Below are 24,096 nucleotides of genomic sequence, written 5' to 3'. Positions count from 1 at the left end.
GCCGCACAGCGGGCACGGCCACCGCCGGGGCCGCCGCCCCGGCGGTGTGTTCGGCGGGGCCGGGGTACCGGAACAGCACGGTCACGGCCTTGAGTTCGCCTTCCTTGAGGCGCTGGTACGTCTCGACCGCGTCGTCGAAGTCGGCGACGTGGGAGACCAGAGGCTCCACATCGACGCGGCCGCGGGCGGCGAGGTCGAGGAAGCACGCCAGGTTGCGGCGCTCGGTCCAGCGCACGTAACCGATCGGATAGTCCCGCCCCTCCAGCTCGTACGCCGGGTCGTAGCGCCCGGGGCCGTAGCTGCGGGAGAACCGGACGTCGAGCTCCTTCTCGTAGTACGCGTTCCACGGCAGGTCCAGGCGGCACTTGCCGATGTCGACGACCCGGCCGCGGTCCCGGCTCAGTTGGGCGGCCAGCTCGACCGGCTGGTTGCTGCCACCGCCGGCGGCCAGGTACACCTGGTCCACGCCGTGACCGCCGGTGAGCTCGGCGACGGCACCCACCACGGCCGCGGACGCCGGATCGCCGCAGGCCACCGCGCCCAGGCGCTCGGCGAGCTCGCAGCGCGCCGGGTCGGGGTCGACCCCGACGACGCGGACCCCCGAGGCGGTCAGGAGCTGCACCACCAACTGCCCGATCAGCCCGAGTCCGATGACCAGGGCCACTTCTCCGAGCTGCGGCTCGCCCTGGCGGACGCCCTGCAGCGCGATCGACCCGACGGTCCCGAAGGCCGCATGCTGCGGCGCGAGGCCGTCCGGCACCGGTGCGTAGAGGTTCTTCGGCACCCAGTTCAGCTCGGCGTGCAACGCGTGCTCGTTGCCGGCGCAGGCCACGAGGTCGCCGACCTTCACATCGTCGATCCCCGCGCCGACCTGCTCGACCACCCCGCACAGCGAGTAGCCCAGCGGAGTGTAGGAGTCCAGCTTGCCCATGACCTTGCGGTAGGTGGCGGGCACCCCGTTGGTGGCCACGCTCTGCATGACCTTGGCCACCTGGTCAGGGCGGGAGCGGGCCTTGCCGACCATCGACATGCCGGCCTCGGACACCTTCATGAGCTCGGTGCCGGTGGATATCAGCGAGTAGGCGCTCCGGACCAGCACACCGTCCGGCTTGCACCCCGGCACCGGCACGTCGAGCAGCGCCAGCTCGCCGCTCTTGTAGTTCTGTACTACCTGCTTCACCCGAACTCCTCTGATTCCTAAGCCGTCAATCGAGTGCTCTGGCCGGACCCAGAGGTCGCGCCGCGATACCAGTACTCGAGGGTCAGTACGTGCCACAGATGCTTGGAGAAGTCGCGCTGCCCGGCGGCGTCCTCGGCGACCATCCGCGCCAGCGCGTCGCGGCGCAGCAGCCCGGAACTGACGAGTACGCCGTCGTGCACCACCTCACGCACCAGCGGCGCCAGGTCCCGGCTCATCCAGGCGCGCAGCGGGGCGCTGAACAGGCCCTTGGGCCGGTACACGATCTCCCGGGGCAGGACCGAGCCGGCCGCCTCCTTGAGGACGGCCTTGCCCTGCCGACCGACGATCTTGCGATCACCGGGCACGGCGAACGCCGCCTTCACCACCTCGACGTCCACGTACGGCACCCGCACCTCGGTCGACGCGGCCATGCTCGACCGGTCCGTGTAGGCGAGGTTCAGGCCCGGCAGGAACATCCGGGCGTCGCCCAGACACATCCGGTTGACGAAGTCGTCGAGGTCGTTGTCCTGGTAGATGTCCGCATGCTCGGTCACCACGTCCTCGACCGTCCCGGCCAGGTCCGGATCGATCAGGGCGAGCAGCTCGTCCTGGTCGTACATGGTGTAGCTGCGCCGGAACGCGGTCTCCTCCGGCAGATCGGCGAAGGACAGGAACCGCTTGGCGAAGCGCACCGACCGGTACCCGCGGCGGGCCGTTGCGACCGGCAGCCGGTCCACGACCGCGGACACGCCTCGCCGCAGAGGTCGCGGGACGCGCTGGTAGCGCAGCGCGAGCAGGTTGGCCAGGTGCTTGCGGTACCCGGCGAACAGCTCGTCGGCGCCCATCCCCGACAGCATCACCTTGACGCCGGCCTCCTGGGCGGCCTGGCAGATCAGGAAGGTGTTGATCGCGGCGGGGTCGCCGATCGGCTCGTCCAGGTGGTACGTCATCTGCGGCAGCAGGTCGAGCACGTTCGGTGCGATCTCGATCTCGTGCAGGTCGACGCCGAACTGTTCGGCCACCTGCCGCGCGTAGCGCAGGTCGTCCGGCATCGCCTCGAACTTCGCGTCCTCGGCGCGGAACCCGATCGTGTACGCGGAGATCCCGGGCCGGTCGCGGGCCGCCAGCGCGGTCAGGTAACTGGAGTCGAGGCCACCGGAGAGGAAGGTCGCCACGGGGACGTCGGACAGCAGGTGACGCCGGGTCGACTCCTCGACGACGGCGGCGATGTCCGGCAGCTCACCGCTCCTGGCCCGCTCCTGGCCCTCGGCTGCGACATCCCGGAGGTTCCAGTACCGGCCGCGCTCCACCCGGCCGTCGGGCCGGCATCTCAGCCAGCTTCCCGGCGGCAGCTTCTCCGCTTCACGGAACGCGCACCGTGAGTCGGGCACCCAGTAGTACAGCAGCGAGGCCACCAGCGCCGCGGGGTCCACCTCCAGCGACCCGCCGGTCACAGCGGCGAGCGCCTTGAGCTCGGAGGCGAACACCAGACCTTCGCCGCGCCGGAGCAGGAACAGCGGCTTGATGCCCAACTGGTCGCGGGCGAGGACCAGTTCACCGGTTCGCTCGTCGAAGATCCCGAACGCGAACATGCCGCGCAGCCGGGGCAGGCAGTCCGTGCCCCAGCGTCGCCAGGCCTCCAGCAGCACCTCGGTGTCGGAGGTACCGCGAAAGCGCACGCCGCCGGCTGCCAGCTCGGTACGCAACTCGGGCGCGTTGTACAGCTCGCCGTTGTACGTGAGGACGAGGCCGCCCGAGACCATGGGCTGGGCGCCGGTCTCGGACAGGTCGATGATGGCCAGCCGTCGGTGCCCGAGCTGCACTTCGCCGTCACCGACGGAGTGGCCGTACCTGCCCGAGCCGTCCGGACCGCGGTGGGCGAGGGTGTCGGTGAGCCGGTCGGTCACGGCCTTCCCGTCCGGCCATCGGTATGTGCCTGCGATGCCACACATGTCCTACCGCTCCTCCTGGTCGCTGTCCGGGACCCGTGCGGTCCACACCGGCAGACGCTCCGACGGCCGCCGGCCCGTGCCGTTCTGCAGGGCCGTCCGCTCGCTCGGGCCGCGCAGCGCGGTGTGCAGCCCGTCCCACAAGGTGCCGTCGGTCCGGTCACGCGGATCGGGGTCGATCAGCACCACACCGACCACCGGGATGTGCTGGTCCGCGAGTTGCCGCGCCACGGTGTGCAGCCATGCGGCGCTGCCGTGCCCGGCCCGTACGACGAGCACGGTCCGTGTGCCCAGGTACTGGAGGTCGGTCCACGCGGTGCCGGGTGCCACCGAGCCGACGCCGAGCCGGCGCTCCTGGTGCGACACGGCCGCGGCCTGCTCGCCGCTGACCACGCTGGGGTCTCCTGGCTTCGGGCGGCGGCCTGCGAGCTGCGGGCCGGGCAGACCATCGATGATCACCACTGGCTCCTCCGCCGCCATGGACCCGGCGAGGTCCAGGGCGATCACGCTCGTCCTGCGCGCGCAGCCCAGTTCGAGGAGCGACAGCGGTTCCGTGGAGTCACGCATGAGGCGGGCGAGGTGCGCGGTCAGCCGCTCGCGCGCCGCCCGGGTCCGTCGGCGCTGCCACAGCCGGCCCGACCTGCGGGGCAGCTCCGTGATCACCGAGGCACCCAGGTTCGCCGCGATGTCCCGGCGCAGTACGGGCCGGTCCGCGACCACGGCACCGACGGCGGCCAGCGCCAGGCCGAGGACGAGCCCGAGGACGAGCCCGATGGCGGCGTTGGTGGCGGCGGTCTTGGGCAGGGAGTGCCGCACCGGGCGCGCAGCGTCGACGATCTGCGTGCCGGCGATGACCTTGGGCGTGCCGGTGCGTGCCTCCGCGGCGCGCTGGTCGAAGTCGATGATCCGCGAGTTGAGTTCCGCCCGGCGGGCGAAGAGCGTCTCGATACTCGCCGACGCCTGCGGGTCACTCTCCGCCTCCGGCGACTGGTCCCCGATCTCCTTGTTGACCTCGGCGAGTTCGTTCCGCATGCGGTCGCGCTGGTCGAGCAGGGCCTTGGCCTCGGCCTCGGCGATCTCCCGCATGCGCCGCACATGGTCCGCGACGAACGCGTCGGCGAGCGCCTCGGCCCGGGCCACCGCCTGTTCGTCGCTGTCACCTGTCACATCGATCTGCAGCAGGTTGTTGGTCAGGCCGGTGCCCCGGTAGTCCTGCATGAAGTCCTCAGGGTCTTCCGATGACTTGAGGATCTGCAGTGCCTTGTCGGCGATCCGTGTGGTTCCCAGTACCGCGATGTCGGTGCGGATCAGCGTTCCGGTGTCGTTCGGCTGGTCCTCCGCGTGCGCGACCAGCACCTTGGTCATCGCGCTCGGCGGCGGCGGCAGCAGGACCGCCACCGCCACGCCGGCCAGCATTCCCAGGAGGGCCAGCGAGCACCACAGGCGGCGGCGACGGCGCACCGCCACCACCAGCCCTTGCAGGTCGAAGAGCGGAGCGGCCGGTGACGACTCGGGAGCCGTGTTCGAAGTCACGCCGAACCTCCCGTCGCGCGGCCGGGAACCGCGAGTGCCGCAGTGGCGTGGTCCGCAGGACGGTCGGCAGTCCCCGTGGGACGGGCCCGGACCGGACCGGCGACGACCACACCGACGACCTTGTGGCTCGCGTCCGCACACGCCCCGGCGATGCCGGCGACCTCCTCCGCGGTCCAGCGGCCCGCGCTGAGGACGACCAGGGTGCCGGACTCGGCTCCGCGGTCCGGCACCGTCGGCCGGTCCACCGAAACCTCCACCACGCGCAGCTCCGGATCGCTCCCGGTCTCGGCGACGAGGTGTCCGGCGGCCCGGCGGGCGGTCTCGTCGCCGTCCGGTACGACGACCAGCAGTTGCCGGGGGGCCGACAGGTGGTCCCGGAGGCGGGCGCACACCCGCCGGTAGCGGAGCTGTCGGTCGGCGTCGTCGCCGGACCTTCGCGGGGCCGGTACGTCCCACCGGGTGTCGATGCCGAGGAGCCGGCGGATCCGTTCCCGCGGGCCACGGTCCTCGGGCCGGAGCGCGGACGGTTCATCAGGTACGTCGACGGTGCCGAGGAGTTCCGATCCCAGGGCCGCGGCGATCTCCGGCTCGGTGCGCAGCCGCCGGTTCATCCGTGCGGCGGTGAGATGGCCGACGACCGCGAGCAGGAAGAACAGCAGCGCTCCGCCGACGATGAGCTGCGTCCTCGTCGGCGGTGCCTCGCCGGTGGGCCGGGCGGCCGGCCCCATCACGACCAAGCCGGCCTTGTCCGCCGCGGGGTCGGCCTCTTCGAGCTTCGTCATGGCCTCCTCCAGAGAGGTACGAAGCTTCTCGAGCGAGGTGCGGGCCTGCACGCTCTCCACGGTCCGCCCGGGGTCGGCCGCGTCGGCCAGGTCGGTGATGCGTCGGTTGGTCTCCTCGACCTTCTTCCGCAGCGCCTCGGGCCCCTCGACGGCTTCCACGTCGGTGCCGCCGCCTGCGATCCGCGCGGCGAACCTGACGAACTGCTGGGCGACCTGGTCGGAGAGCTGCTGCGCGCGCTCCGGGGTGTCGGCCGTACCCGAGATCTTGATGATGTTCCCGTCGGCGGCCTTGGCGGTCACTCGATCCCGCAGGTCGCCGCCGCTGAGGCCCCGCCAGCCGAGCTCGGCGGCCGTGCGGTCGGCCACCGACGAACTGGTCGCGATGTCCACCTGGGTCAGCAACTCGCGCTCTTCCCACTGTCCTGGCAGCAGTACGGATGCCGTGGCCGTGTACCGCGGCGGAAACAGCAGCACCGAGGTGCCCCAGCCGACGAGCGCGCCCACCACGGCGAGGACGGCGAGAAGCCGCCCACGCCGGCGGAGGATCCGCCCGATGGTGACCAGGCGGATGGTGTCTTCGTTCAACGCCGCGGCCTCTTCCCTGTGCGTATCGTCGTGCCCGCCGACACCGGAGCGTGGTCAGCGCAGGCAGCGGTGTAGGCGGCGAGCAGCGACGCTTGCGAGTTCCGCCAGGACAGCTGCCCGCTGATCCGTTCCTGGCCGATCTTGCCCATGCGGGCGCGTTTCTCCGGGTCGTCCAGCAGCAGCGCGACGAGCTTGGCGAACTGTGCCTCGTCGTTCGCGGGTGCGTAGACGGCGGCGTCACCGGCGGAGACCCGCGCCTCCTTCAGGTCGAACGAGACGATCGGCCGGCCCATCGCCATGTACTCCAGGACCTTGTTCATGGTCGACACGTCGTTGAGCGGATTGCGCGGGTCGGGGGAGAGGCACACGTCCGCGGTGGACAGGTACCGCACCAGATCGGCGTCCGGGATGCGCCCGGTGAACTGCACCTGCTCCGTGAGCCCGAGTCGCCGGGACAGTTCCACCATCGCGTCGAAGGCGTCGCCGGCGCCGACGAACACCGCGTGCCAGTCGGTCCGCCCGTACTCGTCGCGCAGCTTCGCGAGGGCACGCAAGGCGTAGTCGACGCCGTCCTGAGGTCCCATGACGCCGAGATAGCACAGCAGATGAGGCTTGCCGCGCTTCAACTCCGGTTCGGGAGGCACCGGTTGGAACCGGTCGACCTGGGGCGCGCTGCGCACCACGAAAACATCCTCAGGGCGTTGACCACCCCGGCGCATCGCGACGTCCCGGTAGCTCTCGTTCGTGGCGAGCACGACGTCCGCGGCCCGGTAGGTCCGCCGTTCCAGCGCGCACACGGCGCGGTAGAGCAGGTCCTCGCCGCGGTCGAACCGGGAGAGGTACAACTCGGGTACCAGGTCGTGCTGGTCGAAGACGAACCGCGCGCCTCGTCGCTTGAGCCACAGTGCCGGAAGGAACAGCAGGTCGGGCGGGTTGCAGGCATGGACCACGTCGACCGGACCGACCTTCCGGGCCAGCCGGAGCGTATGCCACAACGCCGTTCCGTACTCCCGCAGGTAGCCGGCCGGCCCTCCGGTGGCCGCGCGCAACGGGTAGCGGTGGATCCGCACGCCGTCGATCTCCGCCTCCGGTTCCGTGTCCCGTTTTTCCCCGCGGGGGCAGATGACGTGCACCTCCCAGCCCGCGTCGCGCAGCGTCGTGCACTCCTGCCACACCCGCCGGTCGAACGGCACCGACAGGTTCTCCACCAGGATCAGCGCGCGCCGGGTGTGCCGGTCGCCGCCGGCCGTGTCATCGAACGATGTGTCACCAAGCAAGGCCCACGTACCCCGGTTCGGTCCGGCGCGCGTCGGCGTCGGGAAGGTGGATGAGGTCGACGATCAGTGGTCCGTCGCCGTGGGGCAGCGCCGCGAGGACAGCGGGGTCCCTGGTTCCGACCAGGCACACCTCGGCGTGTTCGAGCACCTCGTCGACGGAGTCCGCCATCAGCTGCGCGAGGTGCGGCAGCCGGGTCTCGATGTACTCGCGGTTCGCGCCGATCAGCCGGGAGAGGCTCACGTTGGCGTCGTGGATCCGCAGGTCGTACCCCTTGCCGAAGAGCCGCTCCGCCAGTTCGACGAGCGGGCTCTCGCGGAGGTCGTCGGTGCCGGGTTTGAAGGACAGCCCGAACAGGCCCACCCGGCGCTTGCCGGTTCGCTCGACCAGCTCCACCGCGCGCTGCAGATGGTCGGAGTTGGAGGGCAGCACGTGGGAGAGGATGGGCACCGAGACGTCGGCCCGCTGCGCGGCGTGGACCAGGCTGCGCAGGTCCTTGGGCAGGCAGGAGCCACCGAAGGCGAAGCCGGGCCGCAGGTACGCGGGGCTGATGTTCAGCTTGCGGTCGGCCAGGAACACGTCCATCACCTGGTGCGAGTCCACCCCGAGGGCCTGGTACACCGCGCCCAGCTCGTTCGCGAAGCCGATCTTGAGGCCGTGGAACGCGTTGTCCGCGTACTTGATCGCCTCGGCCGTCGGAACCGGCACCCGGAACACCTCACCGGGCAGTCCGTCGTACAGCGCGGCCACGGCGTCGCCGCTCGCCGTGTCGAGTTCGCCGATGACGGTCTTGGGCGGGTCGAAGAAGTCGCGCACGCTCGTGCCCTCGCGCAGGAACTCCGGATTGACCGCGACCCCGACGTCCACGCCGGCCGTGCCGCCGACGTACTTCTCCAGGATCGGTACGAGCAGGTTGAGGCAGGTGCCCGGGAGCATGGTGGAGCGGAACACGACGGTGTGCCGCCCGCCCCGCTCGGCCAGCGCGGCGCCGATCTCCTCGGTGACCCGCTCCAAGTACGTGGTGCACAGGCTGCCGTTGGCCTCCGACGGCGTGCCCACGCAGACCAGCGACACCTCGCTGTTCATGATCGCTTCGCGGACGTCGTCGGTGGCGCGCAACGCTCCGGTCCCCACGACCTCGGCGATGAGCTCGCCGATGCGTTCCTCGACCACCGGGGCCTTGCCGTCGTTGACCAGGTCGACCTTCACCGGGTTCACGTCCACCCCGACGACCTCGTGGCCCATGCTGGCCAGGCACGCGGCCGACACGCAGCCCACATAACCGAGCCCGAAAACGCTGACTCTCATGACCCGTTTCTCCCCCCAGGCAGGCCTTCTCGGCCTGCGGTCCACGCGGCGGCCGGATGACGACCTCCGCGCATCAGTAGGCGCCCTGTCCGTAGAGAACCGCTCGCAGCGTCTTCCACAAGATCACTGTGTCCAGGGCGAGCGACCAGTCCTCCACGTACCGCAGGTCCAGCCGGACCGCCTCCTCCCACGACAGGTCGCTGCGTCCGCTGATCTGCCACAGGCCGGTGAGCCCGGGTTTGACCAGCAGCCGCCGCCGGATGTCCGGGCCGTACGCGGCGGACTCCTCCGGCAGCGGTGGCCGCGGGCCGACGAGCGACATCGATCCGGTGAGTACGTTGAAAAGCTGCGGGAGTTCGTCGAGCGAGTACCGGCGCAGGACCGCTCCCACCCGGGTGACCCGCGGATCCCGGCGGAGCTTGAACAGCAGGCCGGCGCCCTCGTTGAGGTCGGCCAGTTCGGCACGTGCCCTGTCGGCCCCGGCGACCATGGTGCGGAACTTGAGCATGGTGAACTCGCGGCCGTTCTTGCCGATCCTGCGCTGGCGGTAGAACGCCCCGCCCCGGCTGTCCGTCAGGACGAGCAACCCGACGAACACCATCAGAGGTGCGAACAGCGTCAGCAGGATCGCCGCGCCGATCCGGTCGACGACCCCTTTGACCACCCGCCGGCCTCCGGTGAAGGTCGGCATGCTGACCCGCAGCAGCGGGATCCCGAGCACCGCGTCGACGTGCAGCCGCGGTCCGGCCACCTCCATCAGGACGGGGGCCACGATCATCTCGGCATCGCTGCCTTCGAGGTTCCAGGCCAGCCGCTGCAGCCGTTCCGGTGTCCAGTGCGGGTCCGGTGTGACGGCGACGACACGGTAGCCGTCGTGCTCGACATGTTTGGCGACGTCCGTCAGACGGCCGACGACCGGCACTCCGTCCAGTGGGTCCCCCTCCAGCAGGAGCCCGTCCGTCGTGCACACTCCGTCCACCCGCCAGCCGAGGTGCGGGAACTTGCGGGTCCGGGTGATCAGGTCGCGCACGGTGTCCAGACTCCCGGCCGCGAGCACCGGTCGCAGACACCGTCCTTCCTTCCGCTGTTTGTGCAGCGAGAGGCGCAGCACATACCGCGCGGTCATGGTGACGATCGCGATCGCGGGGATCGCGACGAAGATCCAGAGCTTGATGTTGCGCGAGGTCAGGGCGATCCCGCCGAGTGCCAGGACGACGGTCGCCGTGAAGAGTGAGCGTCCGAGCCGGCGGAACTCCTCGGCGCCCTGGCCGAGTACGACCGGAGCCCATGACCGGCTCACCGCGAGCGAGCCCAGCACCAGCAGTTCGGTGCCGAAGGCGAGTATTCCCCACTTCTCGTGCCAGTTGGCCGCGTCCCGGGCTCCGAAGAAGTTGCCGATCGCCGCCACCACCAGGGCGGTTGCCACGGTGTCGCTGATGATCACGGTGCGGCGGTAGCGCTGCTCCCAGTCGATCGTGGGTGGGCTGACTGCCCCGTTCGCCAGACGTCCGCCAGCCGGCGGAAACGTGCTGACTCTGCCCCCTTGCCCCACAGAACCCCCCAGGTCCCCAGTGGTTCGACGTGTTCGCCTCACACTGTTGCTCCCCCACGGGAGGCCCCCGCCCCCCGCACTGTTTCTCCCCTCGGGAGGCCCCCGCCTCCGCGCATGACAATCAGGCTGTTTCAGAGGTGCGCGCACAACTCGGCATGGCAGCAACAGACATGCCTGTCCTGCCAGACCCTTGAGGCGTGCGGAAACCCGTTGAATTCCCGGGTGCTCCCCACACCCGAGACCCCCCTCAGGTTTTAAGGACTGATCATCCCGACAATTGGCGTCGGGAACGCGAACTGCTGGCTTTGCGTAACGCAGGATCTATTGATCATTACTGGTCGCGTAGTGCCCGAACAGCTGAAGCACGGTCAATCTAGACCATCAGGGCCCGTATGGAGAGAGGATGTGTGCAAATTGTGTTCAAGGTTGAGTCATGATTCATCGACCGGTTTCCGCTGCGGGTTCCGGGTCGCCGCGCTGCTCCAGCAGTCGGCCGGGTTCCGCGGCTGCGGCCCCCGAGCGGCAGCGGACCGGCGGGCTCCAACGGGCCGCCCAGGGCGCCCTGTTCGGCAACAGCTTCCTGCTGTTCCTGCACTACGGCGTGCCATTGCGGGCTCCGGAGGCAGGCGGGGTGAGCGATCCGGACGGCGAGGTGCACGTGCAAGATCTTGTGAAGTCCGACGGTACGTCCGAGAGCGAGCGCGACCGCATCAGGGTTGGGCCTTGGGCAATCCTGATCGAATTTGCGCCGCTTGTTTGCTGCCCGGCACGGGCGGATCCTGGCTGGAAGGCTCAAAGAAAGGCCTGAACTGCGCGTCAACTCCGCAGGAGTCGGTTCCGGTCAGCTCCACGCCCTTTCCGGTGATCTTGCGCATGGAATGCGTGATCATTCTTGAACCTGCCGCGAAAGGCCCATGACCTGCATGTCTTCTGGCGTACCCGGTCATTGACGGCTGTGCCGGACCCCCGCTTGGGGCATGAGAGGGAACGTTCCACGGCCGTCCGCGAGGCGGTCCGGCCGCCGCCTGTGGGTACTTGGCAGCGCTCGGGGAGATCGCGGGGAGTGTGGCCCTGCCTGGTGCACCTGACGACGGCGGAGCCGCGGTCAGGTGAACCGCTACGCGCCGTCGCCGATGTGCAGCCGCGCCTCGGTCGCGCCACGGGCGGAGGCCACCCGCGCGGCCTCTGCTTCCAGCGCTCTGCGGACCGAGGCCGCGAGCGGGCCGAAGGGCGTGACGGTCACGTCGAGCTTGCGGCCGGTGGACTTGGCACGCCAGATGCCGGAGATCTCCGAGCCGACGAGCAGGGCCCCAGGGCCTCCGATGGCGCGCCAGACCTGCTTCTCACGGGCCTTGTCGGGGACCACCAGCGTCCGGTCGCGCGCCTGGAGGAACGGATCGCCCGGCGGCAGCAGCCGTACCAGTTCGCCGCTCCGCGCGGAGACCAGGGAATCCAGGTCGCGACCCGGCAGCCACGCCGCTCTGCCGTCCACCGAGACCTCGACGAGGTCCTGCGGCCATACCTTCTTGACCACGGGTGGCTTGGTTCCCAGGTACTTCGCGACTTCGGCGGGCGTTGCCGGACCGAGGAAGCGGAGATAGGCCTCCACGAGCGCCTCCGTCCCGGTGGCGGACTCCGGTACGGGGAAACGCCGCAGCAGTGGTGAGACGACCGTCCGGCCGCCTTCCGCGCCGATCCGCACCGATCCGAACAGCCCCGCCTGCTGGAACAGCAGACCGGAGATGTGCCGGGCGCCGCACGTCTCGCACCAGAAGGTCAGTGAAGGAGGAACGGCCGCGCTGACCGCCGTGCTGACGTCTCCCTTGGCCATCGGTGCGGTCACCCCATCGCGGAACGCGCGCGCCGCGGCCTCGAAGGCTCCGAGGCCGAGCTTGGCACCCTCCTTGATCACAGTGGTGTTGATCCGCGCGGTGGCATCCGCGTCGTCCACCGGCCACAGAGCGGTGGCCAGCCCCGGCAGGTCGGCGATCCGGTGCAGATGCGGCCCTCCGCGGAACGACCACACGAGCTCCAGCCCGTCGGCCGTGGCACCCCTCGCCGCCAGTGCCGTACGCGCGGAACCCCTCGGTGTGTCCTGAACTCCGAGGGCCAGCATCGCGGGCGCGGTGAGGGAACGGTCGAAGCCGTGGGCCGCCACCCGGTAGGCCAGCACCTGCTCCCGTGACACTTCGACGCGATGTGTGCCGGTCACCTACTGCCTCCCTCATGTGCGTGGTGGGAACCGTACAGGCGCGGGTCGGTGAGGGTCACTCGGTGGCCGGTGGCCCTTCCCCGCGCCGTCGGAACGGTGACGGAGTTCGACCTGGCGGTGCGCGACACAAGAAGGCGGCTCCGGTGAGCCCCCTTCCGTGGCGCTCGGCAGGTACTCATCGTGGTGCCGTTTCGCCCAGCGCGAGCCGCATGGTGTCCTGCGTTTCCGCTCCTTCGGCGAAAGCCGCCGTGTAGGCCTGCTCGCCGAGCGTGCGACGCACCGACCGCTCGACCTCCGTGTGGGCGTCGTGGAACGGCCGCAGGCCCGTCAGTGCGACCCCGGTCGTCCGCCGGAGCCGGCTCGCCGCCCCTATCAGGCGGGCGGCGCGACCGTGGTCCCCGGTGGTGGCGGCGGCCCAGGCCATCGACTCCACGCCCCACACGGGACCCCAGCGGTCACCGATGGCCCACTGCCTGCGCAGCGCGTCACGAAACAGGTCCGCCGCCCGGCGCGCATCGCCGTGCCGGAGCTCCGCGAGGCCCATGACCCACAGCCCCCAGGTGCGTGCCCAGCCCGCGCCGTGGGCGTCGGCCTCGGCCATGTACTCCCTCCCGGCGGTCAGGGCGGGCTCCTTCTCACCCAGGAAGGCGGCCGCCATGGCCCAGAGCATGGTCGCCATGTGGGCGTCGCCGACCTGGCCGCCCGCCCGGAAGTGGGCCCTGGCCCGCGCGAGGAGCGCGATGGCCCGCACGTCCCCCCGGGCGAGGAAGGCGAGTGCGCCTTCCATGTGGGAGAGCACGCCCAGTGCCGGGCCGTCAGCGATGTCCCTGCCGAGCGCCATGGCCCGCGTCTGGAACTCCTCGGCTGCGGGCTGGTCTCCCTGGCACAGCGCGATCCACGCGGCGAGCGCCAGACCGCCGGCCCGAAGCGGTGCGGGTGCGTCCGGGGCGAGTTCCAGCGCGCGGGTCAGCCAGTGCCGGCCTTCACCGAGCGAGCTGCGGAAGAACCAGTGCCGGGTGCGGGTGAGGTCCGCCGCGATCTCCAGCCCTGCGGTGGCATCGCCCTTGCCCGTGACGCAGAAGTCCAGGGCCGCCCGCAGGTTCGCCGACTCCAGGCGCAGCCGGGCCAGCCACGTCTCCTCATCGGGCCCGCACCACTGGGCCGCCGCCCGCGCGGCCAGGTCCGCGTAGTACGCACAGTGCCGCCGACGCAACTCGACGTCCTGCCCGAGTTCCTGGAGCCTGTCCTGCCCGTACTGGCGCAAGGTCTCCAGAATGCGGTAGCGGGCCCGGGGTCCAGTGGTGTCGACGGTGAGGACCGACTTGTGCACCAGCGCGGCAAGGACGTCCATGACGTCCTCCCGGCGGGTGTCCTGCCCCGGGCACACCGCCTCGGCCGCAGCGAGACCGAAGCCGCCGGAGAACACCGACACCCTTGCCCACAAGCGCTGTTCGCGCTCGTCGCACAGATCGTGGCTCCAGTCGACGACACCACGCAGGGTGCGCTGGTGGCGTGCCCCGGTGGGTGCCCCGGCGCCGGACAGCAGCTGAAAGCGGTCGTCGAGGCGTTCGAGGATCTCCTCGGCCGACAGGGTGCCCAGCCGGACGGCGGCCAGTTCGATGGCCAGCGGAATGCCTTCAAGCCGGCGGCACAGGCGGCCCACAGCCTCCTGGTTGCGCCCGGTGATACGGAAGTGCGGGGCGCAGGCCCGAGCACGGTCGGCCAGCAGCCGCGCCGCCTCGCAGCGCGTCAGTGCGGCCGGTGCGCCCCGGTCCCGGGGCACGGCCAGCGGGGGCACGGGCAGCAGGTACTCGCCCGCGACCCGCAGTCCCTGACGGCTCGTGGCCAGCACACGAAGGCCCGGTGCCGCGCGCATCAGGACGGCCAGCAGTTGGCCGGCCGCCTCGGCGACGTGCTCGCAGTTGTCGAGCACCAGGAGCAGCCGCCTGTCCCGCAGGTGCTCGACGAGTACCGCCGTGCCGGGACCCTGCGAATGGTCGCGGACACCGAGAGCCTCGGCGACCGCACGCTCCAGGAGCCGAGGCTCGGTCAACGGCGCGAGATCAGCGAGCCACGCCCCGTGCGGGAACGCCCAGGAAGCCTCGGCGGCCGCGCGCAGCGCCAGCCGTGTCTTGCCGACTCCGCCCGGCCCGGTGAGCGTCACCAGCCGGGCGGAGTCGAGCAGCTTCTGCGTCGTGCGCAGCATGCTCTCCCGGCCGACGAACGTCGTCGTCTCGGCGGGCAGGTTCCCCTCGGCCCGCGCCTCCCGCGCCTCCCGCGACGACGTCGGCGCGCTCAGGGAAGGGTCCGCGGTGAGCATCCGCTGATGGAGCTGCCACAGCTCTGCGCCCGGATCGACGCCCAGTTCTTCGAGCAGGAGCGTGCTGATGACGCTGTAGCAGTCCAGGGCCTCGCCCTGGCGGCCCGATCGGTAGAGGGCCAGCATCCGCTGCGCCCAGAAGCGCTCCTGCAGTGGATGCGCGGCGGTGAGTTCGCGCAGCCGCGGCAGTACGTCCGCGTGCCGTCCGAGCTCCATATCGGCATCGGTGTACCGCTCCCACGCGCTCAACCGACGCTCGTTCAGCGCGGGAACGGCCTCCAGGCGCAGCAGCTCCGACGGCACGTCGGACAGCGGCTCCCCGCGCCACAGCGCCAGTGCCTCACCCAGCAGCGCCGACGCTCGCTCCGTGGCCCCTGCGGTCTTCGCGGCGCGTGCCCGGACGGCCAGGGCGTCGAAGCGGTGCAGGTCGAGAGCATCGCCGGGCACGTCGATGAGGTATCCGTCGGTACAGGTGCGGATCGGTCCCTCGGGCCCGCCCGGGGACGTGTCGGCGGACGCTCTGGACAGGGTGCGGCGCAGTCGCAGTACGTAGTTCTGCAGGGCGTTGCGGGCTCCGTCCGGTGGCTCGTCCCACAGCCTGGCGATCAGAGTGTCTCTGGGTACGACCTGATTGGCGTCCACCAGGAGCGAAGCCAGAAGAGCTCGCTGCTTGCCGGCCCGCACTGCTACGGGACTGCCGCCGTACAGCACTTCCAGCGGCCCCAGGACCCTGTACTCGAACTCCGTCGCCCCCACCCCCTCATGACGTTGCGTCACTACACATTACGGGTGGTTAGTAACGAGTGACCGCTGAGTGACCGGTACGACAGGGCGGCTTGGAAGCATCACAGCAGTACAGACCGCGGTACGCGTCCGGTGTACCGCGGCAGGAAGAAAGAGACCAAAGTATGAACAAGCCTCGCCGCTTTACCGGCCTCGTCCTCAGCTTCGTGGGCGTGGTGGCCGCGGCGCTGCCGGTGCTCGCCCTCGCGCCGGCCGCCGCGGCGGCTCAGCGGGAACCGGCCGCGCCCGCCAAGATCCTCACGTGCCGCACGGACACGGACGGCTGGACGGGACACGCCCACTGCACCAACAACGCCAGTGAGGTGCGGGCTTTCCGCGCCGAGGTGGTCTGCGGGGCATGGCCGGACGCCGTCGGTGCATGGAAGACGCTGAGGCCCGGTGAGTCCAACGTGTCGAGCGCTCGGTGCTTCGGCGGCACGGGTGTCGGCAGCGTGACCTGGCAAGAGGGGTAACACTCCCGCCGACGATTGACGGGGGACAGACAGGGGTGTCGGCACCGCGGACGGCGCGGATGGTATGCGCGGTGTCGACGCCTCCAGCCAGGTAACCCCCACGAGTGCCTGATGCCATGGCCGACCGCAGGCTCGATTCCGGCCAGTGGCAGCGAGCGCCCATCCGAACAGCTCCGAGCCCGAAGCACGCGCGGAAGTCGTCCACCGGGATGACCGGTGAGCGTCCGTCAGGTTCCCGGGAGCGGTGGTGCGGGAGGCAGTGGAGAGCCCGGGCAGCGGACGGGGTTGCCGTCGGGGCCGTCCGTGAGCCAGGAGCCGTCGCCCAGGAGCACCAGTTCGTACGGGTTGGTCACTTCGACGGCGATCTCGCCCCGGAGCGTGCCCGTGCGCACGTCGATCAGGTGGTGTCGGAACCACTCCTCCTCGTCATGCCCCTCCCCGCCCAGGGTGACGACGGCCGTGTCCGGGGTCAGGTAGCCGCCGCTCCATTCCACGAAGGTTTCGTCTGGGTCGTATCCGAATGCTTCGACGGGCAGGGTGAAGAGGACGTCTCCGCTGGGATGGCGGTGGAAGGCGACGTCCGTCTGCCCGTGATCGGCGGTCATGAACTGCTGCCCGTCCGGGGCCAGATCGATCAGGCAGCGGTCCCGCCACGGGTAGGCCAGGAATTCCGGACTGCCGCCGTGCCCGGCCGCACTCCTGAGGATGACGGAACCGTCCTGCCCTTCACCGATGTCGAGGTAGACGCTGCCGTCGAGGGGGTGCACGTGATGGACGGCGCCGTGCCCGGCCGTTTCCAGCTTCTGACGGGCGAGGACCGCTCCGCTGTCGAGATCGTGCGCCACCCACTGGTCCGCGTCCCGGCGACCCGCCATCGCGTCGGGCCGGTAGATCCATGCGGTTCGACCGTCCAGGGCGAGCGCACAGCCGGGCCTGTGTCCATGGACCTGGTCGGAGTGCGGCTCGAAGACCGATGTCCACGCCAGGTCACCGGTGCGGGTCAGGCAGACGGCGCGGTCCAGCGTCGTATATACGACTCGCTCAAGATCGGGCCGGACCGCCGACTCCACGACGTCGTCGCCGGGCAACGGCTGGAACACCGCCACGGGCTCCAGCGGGCCGAGAGCGCCGGGGCGGATCACGTACGCGTGGATCGACCCGGCGCGGTGACGTGTGATCACCTTCGCAGGCCGCACAGAAGTCATACGCCGAGGCTAACGACCGGCTCAGGTCGACCGGCAGCCGGGATACGTGTGACCCCTGCCTCCGTCCCCGGCAGCCGAACCAGTGCTAGCGATCAATGGTCGTCGCCTGCTGGTGGATGTGGAGAGGGATGAACAGGGCCGCCGGTTCCGGTCCGGCTCCACTCACCGGATCGCCGTCGCTGATGGTGAGGTTCGCCCTGAAGACCGCGGTTCGCGGGTGCGCGGGACCGTAGGCGAGCGTGGCGATCTGCAGCGCACGGGAGAAGAGCTCGCCGCTCTCCCGCGGTCGCCCTTGCATCCAGCGAATGCACCCGAGGTTGTTCTGGATCGTCGCGACCCGCTGATGCCGATCGCCGTACGTCCGCTGTGAGTCCTCGAGGGCGAGACTCTCCTGCGTCCACGCCTGGCCGGTGTCTCCGGCGGCTGCCAGGCACATGCCCCAGTGGCTGCGCACCACCGCGACCCTCGGGTGGTGCTCTCCGTACAGAGCGCCGGCTGCCCCGAGGGCTTCGCGGAGCGTCGTCGAGGCTTCCGCGACCGAGCCTTCGCGGGTCATCGCCGCGCCCGCGTTGGACGAGAGCACCACCATGCGCGGGTGATCAGGGAGGTACAGCTTCAGGCCCGCCTCCAGGGCGGCACGGTGATGGGTGATCGCCTGAGGCAGATCATCGTCGTCCTGGGACAAGACGCCGAGGCCGGTGAGGATCATCGGAATGCGCGGATCCTCGTGAAGTTCGAGCTTCCCGCAGACCTGCAGGGCTTGGTCGAGCTGCACACGGGCCGCCCGGTACTCCCCAAGTGCCTGAAGCGCTGCCCCGAGATTCACCCGTACGGCGACAGTGCGGTCGTGCTCGCCGCCGTAGATACGTGTGAGTCCGGCGAGCGCGGCATCCAGATGACGCCTCGCTCCCTCCATGTCTCCCGCCAGGTGCAGAGCGCCCGCCAGATTGTTGCGGCGCAGCGCGACGCGGCTGTCGCTCTCGCCGAACGTCTGGACTGCCAGCCGCAGAGCCAGTTCGTAGGCGCGGCGGGCCTCGGGGATCTCTCCGAGATCCTGTTGGATGCGGCCCAGGCTCCCGTACACCTTGGCCTGCAGCTCGACCGGCAGTCGTTCGGCGGGAGCCAGGGCCAGCGCCTCCGTCACCCTTTCGCGAGCCTCCCGCAGTCGCCCTTCCTCTTGGAGCAGGCGTCCCATGTCGACCAGCGCGGGGGTGAGAAGGCCCGAACGACCGGCCTGTCGCTTCCTGGCCTGGACGAGAACCTGCTCGAACAGGTGATGCGCCTTGTCGGTCCGTCCGACGTCCTGCAGCAGTCGCCCGTAAGCCAGTTGGGTGCGAAGAAGCTGAGGGTCCGTGGGCTTGACACCGCTCAGATGCCGAAGCGCCGAGTCGAACAGGGTCTCCGCGGTCTTCAGACGAGTACTGGCGTGCAGGAAGACGGCAGAGCGCTCCAGGAGGACTGCGAGTTCTCTCCGGGGAGCGTTGTGCCGGTATGCAGGCACGTGGTCGTGAACTGCCAGTACATGGGGGAGCAGGGTGTCGGCCAGAGCCGCGTTCTCCGGCTCACCTGCGCTCAGGGGATAGATGCTCAACAGCCATCGCACCACGTCCGACACGAGCTCGGCCGGCTGCGGGCCGGACCGGTTCGCTCTCTGCCTGACCACCCACTGCACCAGTCGGTGCAGCGAGATCTCCTCGGGAGTGGCCTTGACCATGGAATAGCGACGCAGCGCGCTGACAGCCGCGATGTAGCGCGACGGGGTGGTCACGACTTTGCTGAGGTGTCGGGGCAAGCGGCTCTCGGGCCGGCTCAGAACCCTTCGCGGGATCTGGTCAGGTGCGAGGAACGCGCAGAACAGAAGGAGCCTGTAGGCGTCCGGGCAGGTCTTCTCGATCTTGTCCAGGGTCAGCATCCACGTATCCACGACGGTGAGCGCGTAACCGACCGGCGGGCGCGTGGAGAACGCGTCCCTCGGGCTGGTGGAGAGCAGACCGAGGTAGTCACGAACGTTGATCCCGGCCGCCTGGATGAAGGCTGCCGCCTGTTCGAGAGCCAAGGGCAGATTCCCCAGCCGCTGCCTCAACTCCCCGATATCGGTCGGACTTCCGTAGTCATGAGGGTCGCCGGTGCTGAGACGCTTGTCGAGGAAGCCGCTGGCTTCCGCGTCGGTCAGTACGTCCAGGGACATCGCTGTCGCGACGTTGGCCCAGTTCGGATTCCGTGACGTGATGAGGACCCGCCCGCCCTCCGGCAAGGGGTACACGTCGTCAGGGTGCTCCGCGTTGTCGTAGATGATCAACCATCGGCCACGTCGGCGCAGTTCGGCGTACAGCGCTTCTGTCTGGCGACGCTGGTCGCCGGTCAGTGGGATGTCCAGCGCGGCGGCGAGTGCGGAGATGTCCGCCTGCATGACCGCGTGCTGCTCCGCTGCCACCCACCAGATGATGTCGTACGACGTCGCGTACCGGTGCGCGTACTCGATGGCCACCTGGCTCTTGCCCACACCGCCGAGCCCGTGCACTGCTGCCTGCAGGACCGTCACCGTCTCCAGGTGCCCGTGGAGTCCGCGCAGGTGGTTGAGCCGTCCAGTGAAGTGGTCGTTGCGTGGGGGCACGTTGAAAATGCTCGGCGGCACGGCAGGGAACCGAGGAGGCTCTGCCGCACGGTCAAGGAAGCGCGGATAGCCCGGATGAGCCGTGAGACGTCGGCGACCGGGATCGAGGCTGTCGAGAAGGACGGCCTGGGCCTCACCCTCCGGGCGGTCCTGTAAGTCGATCACCCCGCGGGTTCGCAGCTGCCGCGGGAGGTCGCACACCTCGGTCTGCACGCAGACAAGCCGGTCGCGGCCGTCCGGATCCTGGAGGAAGGCGGAGGTCCAGTCGTCCCGGCAGGCAGGAGCTGCGAGGTAGGCGGGTGTCACCACGGCCAGGGTGAAATCGCAACGGTCGAGAGCCTGGGCCTTGCGGGCGACGATGTTCTCACCGGGCTTCAGATCCCAGTCCTGGACGAAGACCTTGTAGCCGTTCTGTTCGAGTACCCAGCTGAGCCAGTGTGCCCATGAGAGGTCGGCGGGATGGTAGCTGAGGTAGAAGTCTGCTCTGTCCGAAGCGCCGCCCACCGCAGTCCCCCTTGTCACACACCGCGCTGAGGGATCAACGCGTGAGCGCCAATTGCCTCATGGTCCAGGTCACTGCCAGGCTCCGCAAGCCTTCTGCGGCACGGTCCAGCTCGCACTGCAGGGCATCAAGCCAGTCGGGGGAGTACCTGGCCACGAGGAACGGGTCCGACCGCCACACCCGCAGGTTCAGCGCGAACATCAAACCCACCTGCTGCGAGGTGGGTTGCACGGTCACCAACCGCTGTCGGACTCTGCCTGCTCCAGCAGGACTTGCGGCGGTCAGCAGACGACCCACGTCGAGACGCTGACCGTTGTTGCGGAGCATTGACTGGACGACCTTCTGGTATTCCCTGCCGGTTTCGTCGCTTGTCTCGATGGATTCGACCTCATCGAGGAGGAGGCTGCCGCCCGGCGCCAGCTCGGCGACCCACTCCGAAACCAGGCGGGCGGGCTCCTTCAGATGAGACAGCAGCAGCCGGGCAAAGAGGATGTCGGGCTGTCGGACCGGCAACGGGGTGACAGTGACGTCGTGGCGGCGGAAGAGCATGCCGGGCGAGGCGCTCGCCGAAGCTGTCGCCAGAAAGCTCGCGGAGCGGTCCAGGCCGAGCGTGTGAGTCGGCTGCAGGACTTCGTGCAGCAGCCGCGTGGAGTGCCCGGGACCGCAGCCCAGGTCCACCGCAAGCGATGCCCCGGGGGCGGCGTAGCTCTGCAGGAAGGCGCGGCTGCTCGGCTCGAAGACCCGGGCAACCGTCACAAGTCGCGTTTCCGCCGTCGTCGAGTCACCGAACTTGTACTTTGCCATCAGGCTCTCCCGTTCCTTGTGGGAACCCATGAGCGGCCACCTTGAGCAAGCCATCGCGTGAGGGGATTCTCGAACCTGGGCATGATGCCACCAGGCTAGTGGCCACGGATGTCTCGCGGACGGGGCACAGTTCCGATGAAGCGGTGAATCCGCCGAAGGTACAACCCTGACGGGGGTAAAGGTTGGGACTGCGGATGCCACAGACGGCGGAGCCTGCTTATCTCTTCATCAGCTATGCCGAGCCGGACCGCTCATGGGCCGAGTGGGTGGCATGGGAGCTGCAAGAAGCCGGATACGAGGTCCAGTTGGACGCCTGGCACTGGCGGACCGGAGACAACCAGCAGGTCAGATTTGGTCATGCAGTGGAGAACGGCCAAGTGCTGGCGCTGTTCTCCAGGGCCTACTTCGATGCCCGCTATTCCACTGCCGATCACTGGTCCGCGGTTCTCGCTGCCGGGGACCGGCTCATCCCGGTGCGCATCGACGACACCGAGCCGCCAAAGCTCCTCAGGCCACTTCTGGCACTGTCCCTGTACGGCCTCGACAATGAGAGCGCCCGGCGTGAACTGCTCAAGGTTCTCCGTGCGCCGGGCAGACCGCAGGACCGACCGCCGTTTCCGGGGGCCCCTCGTGACACCGCACGTTCTCGGTTCCCACCGGCCTCGCCACGGGGTCGAAAAGCCGCCGACTGGAGCACTGGTGCGTCCGTTCTGGTGGGTGTCCACACCTACCAGGAGCTGAGCAATCAGCCTGCGATCAAAGGGAACCTCGCGGATCTGGGCAAGCTTCTGACGACCTCGTTCGGAATTCCCTACGACCGATGCACAACCGTGGACAACCCGTCGGATCCGCGCGTGATCATTGACACGATCGAGCGAGCCGGCCAGGCGACCGCCTTCGACAGCGGGATGCTCCTGGTGTACTACGCAGGTCACGGCATTCCGCACCCTCGCACAGGCCAACTGCTCCTGTCCGTTGCCGACTCGCGTGCCTTCTCCCCTCACACCTTCCTGCCGTTCGAGCAGATCCGCGAGGTGGTCGCCACGTCGCCCGCCTCCCAGCGTCTGGTGATCATCGACTGCTGCTACAGCGCTCGAGGGCTTGACACGCTCGCTGCCGCAGGTCCTCTCCTCCCGCCGATCGAAGGCACATTTCTGATGGCCTCCTCCGGCGCGACAGAGGTCTCCCTGGCACCGAGTGGAAGGGCGCGCACCGCTTTCACCGATGCTCTCCTGGACATCCTTGAGCGCGGTCTGCCAGGTGGACCGCCGATGCTGGACGCGGAATCCCTGTTCGAGGGGGCGCGCCGGCTCTGTGCCGACAAGGACTGGCCCAAGCCGCACCGTCAGGTGCGCAACGACGGTCACCGGATCATGCTCATTCCGAACCGCTGGAAGCCCGGTCCGCTGTAGGAAGCCGCACAGCATCGAGACGGAGTGCCACATGACAGGGTTTGCGTTCCAGGTTGATCCGACCGACCTCATGATCCGCGCCGGTCTTGAAAGGTGGCTCCTGGCGGACGACCGACTGCGCGGCACCATGCGCGTGACCTCATCGCCGACCGGTGCGAGTGCGGCACACGACGAGCACCTGGGCGATCCTCTGTCCGTCATCGCCGTGGTGCTCTCCACGGCTCTCGGACTCCCGGCGTTCCTGGACAGCGTGCGCCGGTGGTTCGCAACTCAGCCACCACAGACCCCGCCGCTGACTCTGACGCGTGGAACGGTCACCGTCCTGATTCCGCAGGACATGGACTCCGCCAAGGTCGCCGAACTGGCGAACGCGCTGTCAGCCGCAGAGCTTCCCCCGCCGACCGACGGTGATCCGGAAGGAACAGGCGGACCTGAAGGACCTGAAGGACCTGAAGGACCGGCAGGGGCAGCAGACTCTTGACAGCGGACGGAGGCGGAAGAACGTGAGAGCCGAGGTGGCGCAGGGCGTCGAGGCGGTGTCCACCTTCCGGGCGTATTCGGGGACGGTGTGATTCGTGCATGGTGCCATCCCTCATTGAGCCATCCCTCTCGGCGCAGCGGGGGAGCGTCGCCCGTGACTCTGTGAACGTGGTCAGTCGAGGTCGCAGCGATCGAGTGCGGCACGCACATGGTTGAGCCCCGCCACCCTCCAACGGTCCCGGTCGGGCATCTGGTCCGCCCGGCGCCAACGCCAGGCCGAGAACATCGCCCAGTTCAAGGCGCGGCACCGGTGGATCAGGAGGGGGGCGGCCCCTTCGTAGTGGTCGCCCACTTCTTCGGGCGCATGGGCGAGGTCGAACTCGATCGGACCGCGGCAGCACGTAGCGAGGTCCACGAAGAGCAGCCCTCTACGGGTGTTGAGGAGGTTTCCCGGATGCGGCTCGCCGTGCAACAGCTGGTCGCGGTCATGCTCGGTGCTGATCGCGGCGCTCAGTCCACTGAGTGTTTCGCTCAGGAGTTCCCGGTCGGACTCGGGCAACTCGGGGGACCGCTCCCGGTCCTTCACCTCGCGCAGTGCCACAGCGACTCGATCGGTGAAGTGCGGTGCATCCAGGTCGATTTGGCGCAGGGCGGCATGGTGTCGCAGGAAGACGTCCGCGTAGTCGGCAGGCGCGATCTCCGACTCCGCTGGTTCGTAGTAGGTCCAGAGCGAGATGGCGAAGGCGTCACGCAGGAATACTCGCGGTTCCACCCGAGGGTCGAGTTCGGCCACCGGAGCGGCAACGTCGGCGAGACGGCGAGCGACCTCTACTTCGAACTCGGAATCAGCCAAGTGCTCCACAGGTGCAACCCGAGCCAAGACGTCGCATGGGTCCAGGCGTAGCGCGACGCGATCCGAGTTGTGGATGACGACTACATCATCGACCTGAAGACCCAGCTCAGAAGCGGTCGCCCGGCCTGCCTCGACTGCCCGACGGAGTTCCGGCGGCTCCATACGTCCTCCCTCATTCTTGGGTACACATAGGCGTCCGAGGACGACTGCGACGCCCTCGAAGTCTTCGAGAGCGTCATGTGGCGTCCATATCCACATCCGGACGTGGCGACCA

At 69.4% G+C, this 24,096-nt stretch carries 17 protein-coding genes; 3 read left to right on the top strand and 14 right to left on the bottom strand.

Annotated elements, in window-relative coordinates; all coding sequences use genetic code 11:
• The 10 genes from KUF83_RS35785 to KUF83_RS35740 form a co-directional block, all read right to left on the bottom strand.
• Positions 1-1,180: zinc-binding alcohol dehydrogenase (locus tag KUF83_RS35785; RefSeq protein WP_217459210.1), on the bottom strand; the 1,180-nt coding region annotated here is incomplete at its 3' end.
• A 17-nt stretch (positions 1,181-1,197) separates the two neighbouring features.
• A complete protein-coding gene (gene asnB, locus KUF83_RS35780; protein WP_217459209.1) occupies positions 1,198-3,132 on the bottom strand; it encodes an asparagine synthase (glutamine-hydrolyzing) in 1,935 nt (644 codons plus the stop codon).
• Positions 3,133-3,135: 3 nt separating this feature from the next.
• Complete coding sequence (locus tag KUF83_RS35775; RefSeq protein WP_217459208.1) at positions 3,136-4,662, bottom strand: Wzz/FepE/Etk N-terminal domain-containing protein; 1,527 nt, start codon at positions 4,660-4,662, stop codon at positions 3,136-3,138.
• Positions 4,659-6,029, bottom strand: a complete 1,371-nt coding sequence (locus tag KUF83_RS35770; protein WP_217459207.1) for a Wzz/FepE/Etk N-terminal domain-containing protein — start codon at positions 6,027-6,029, stop codon at positions 4,659-4,661. Before KUF83_RS35770 ends, KUF83_RS35775 begins: the two co-directional genes overlap by 4 nt.
• On the bottom strand, positions 6,026-7,306 hold the full coding sequence (locus tag KUF83_RS35765; protein ID WP_217459206.1) for a glycosyltransferase family 4 protein: 1,281 nt from the start codon (positions 7,304-7,306) through the stop codon (positions 6,026-6,028). The genes KUF83_RS35770 and KUF83_RS35765 overlap by 4 nt, the downstream gene beginning before the upstream one ends.
• Entirely contained in the window at positions 7,296-8,612 is a 1,317-nt protein-coding gene (locus tag KUF83_RS35760; protein ID WP_217459205.1) for a nucleotide sugar dehydrogenase, read from the bottom strand. Before KUF83_RS35760 ends, KUF83_RS35765 begins: the two co-directional genes overlap by 11 nt.
• A gap of 73 nt (positions 8,613-8,685) precedes the next feature.
• Positions 8,686-10,164 (bottom strand): sugar transferase, encoded by a 1,479-nt coding sequence (locus tag KUF83_RS35755; protein ID WP_217459204.1) that lies wholly within the window; start codon positions 10,162-10,164, stop codon positions 8,686-8,688.
• Positions 10,165-10,874: 710 nt separating this feature from the next.
• Positions 10,875-11,039, bottom strand: a complete 165-nt coding sequence (locus tag KUF83_RS35750; protein ID WP_217459203.1) for a hypothetical protein — start codon at positions 11,037-11,039, stop codon at positions 10,875-10,877.
• A 242-nt stretch (positions 11,040-11,281) separates the two neighbouring features.
• A complete protein-coding gene (locus KUF83_RS35745) occupies positions 11,282-12,376 on the bottom strand; it encodes a DNA glycosylase AlkZ-like family protein (RefSeq protein WP_217459202.1) in 1,095 nt (364 codons plus the stop codon).
• Positions 12,377-12,551: 175 nt separating this feature from the next.
• Positions 12,552-15,473, bottom strand: coding sequence for a BTAD domain-containing putative transcriptional regulator (locus KUF83_RS35740; protein ID WP_217459201.1), 2,922 nt, complete (start codon positions 15,471-15,473; stop codon positions 12,552-12,554).
• Positions 15,474-15,604: 131 nt separating this feature from the next.
• Here KUF83_RS35740 and KUF83_RS35735 point away from each other — a divergent pair, with 131 nt between their 5' ends.
• Positions 15,605-15,952, top strand: a complete 348-nt coding sequence (locus KUF83_RS35735) for a hypothetical protein (RefSeq protein ID WP_217459200.1) — start codon at positions 15,605-15,607, stop codon at positions 15,950-15,952.
• Positions 15,953-16,179: 227 nt separating this feature from the next.
• Here the strand turns inward: KUF83_RS35735 and KUF83_RS35730 are convergent, their stop codons facing one another.
• The 3 genes from KUF83_RS35730 to KUF83_RS35720 form a co-directional block, all read right to left on the bottom strand.
• Positions 16,180-17,157: a hypothetical protein gene (locus KUF83_RS35730; RefSeq protein WP_217459199.1), complete on the bottom strand. Its 978-nt coding sequence runs from the start codon at positions 17,155-17,157 to the stop codon at positions 16,180-16,182.
• An 85-nt stretch (positions 17,158-17,242) separates the two neighbouring features.
• Positions 17,243-20,275, bottom strand: coding sequence for an FxSxx-COOH system tetratricopeptide repeat protein (gene fxsT / locus KUF83_RS35725; RefSeq protein ID WP_217459198.1), 3,033 nt, complete (start codon positions 20,273-20,275; stop codon positions 17,243-17,245).
• Between the two features lie 34 nt (positions 20,276-20,309).
• Complete coding sequence (locus KUF83_RS35720; protein WP_217459197.1) at positions 20,310-21,107, bottom strand: trans-aconitate 2-methyltransferase; 798 nt, start codon at positions 21,105-21,107, stop codon at positions 20,310-20,312.
• A gap of 164 nt (positions 21,108-21,271) precedes the next feature.
• Here KUF83_RS35720 and KUF83_RS35715 point away from each other — a divergent pair, with 164 nt between their 5' ends.
• Positions 21,272-22,489 (top strand): TIR domain-containing protein, encoded by a 1,218-nt coding sequence (locus KUF83_RS35715; RefSeq protein ID WP_217459196.1) that lies wholly within the window; start codon positions 21,272-21,274, stop codon positions 22,487-22,489.
• A gap of 31 nt (positions 22,490-22,520) precedes the next feature.
• Entirely contained in the window at positions 22,521-22,970 is a 450-nt protein-coding gene (locus KUF83_RS35710) for a hypothetical protein (protein WP_217459195.1), read from the top strand.
• A gap of 171 nt (positions 22,971-23,141) precedes the next feature.
• Here the strand turns inward: KUF83_RS35710 and KUF83_RS35705 are convergent, their stop codons facing one another.
• Positions 23,142-23,984 (bottom strand): phosphotransferase, encoded by an 843-nt coding sequence (locus tag KUF83_RS35705; protein ID WP_217459194.1) that lies wholly within the window; start codon positions 23,982-23,984, stop codon positions 23,142-23,144.
• Positions 23,985-24,096: the final 112 nt, after the last annotated feature.

The organism is Streptomyces sp. BV286 (assembly GCF_019090165.1).
In the GTDB taxonomy this organism is placed as follows: Bacteria; Actinomycetota; Actinomycetes; order Streptomycetales; family Streptomycetaceae; genus Streptomyces.
Note: the sequence above shows the minus strand (reverse complement) of the source record. Positions and strands in the feature narration are given on the sequence as shown.

What these genes read in the sequence shown, in the direction of transcription:
- asnB (WP_217459209.1), bottom strand. Translation starts at nt 3,132, where the DNA reads ATGTGTGGCATCGCAGGCACATACCGATGGCCGGACGGGAAGGCCGTG.
- KUF83_RS35760 (WP_217459205.1), bottom strand. Translation starts at nt 8,612, where the DNA reads ATGAGAGTCAGCGTTTTCGGGCTCGGTTATGTGGGCTGCGTGTCGGCC.
- KUF83_RS35750 (WP_217459203.1), bottom strand. Translation starts at nt 11,039, where the DNA reads ATGCGCAAGATCACCGGAAAGGGCGTGGAGCTGACCGGAACCGACTCC.
- KUF83_RS35735 (WP_217459200.1), top strand. Translation starts at nt 15,605, where the DNA reads ATGAACAAGCCTCGCCGCTTTACCGGCCTCGTCCTCAGCTTCGTGGGC.
- KUF83_RS35730 (WP_217459199.1), bottom strand. Translation starts at nt 17,157, where the DNA reads ATGACTTCTGTGCGGCCTGCGAAGGTGATCACACGTCACCGCGCCGGG.
- KUF83_RS35720 (WP_217459197.1), bottom strand. Translation starts at nt 21,107, where the DNA reads ATGGGTTCCCACAAGGAACGGGAGAGCCTGATGGCAAAGTACAAGTTC.
- KUF83_RS35715 (WP_217459196.1), top strand. Translation starts at nt 21,272, where the DNA reads ATGCCACAGACGGCGGAGCCTGCTTATCTCTTCATCAGCTATGCCGAG.
- KUF83_RS35710 (WP_217459195.1), top strand. Translation starts at nt 22,521, where the DNA reads ATGACAGGGTTTGCGTTCCAGGTTGATCCGACCGACCTCATGATCCGC.
- KUF83_RS35705 (WP_217459194.1), bottom strand. Translation starts at nt 23,984, where the DNA reads ATGGAGCCGCCGGAACTCCGTCGGGCAGTCGAGGCAGGCCGGGCGACC.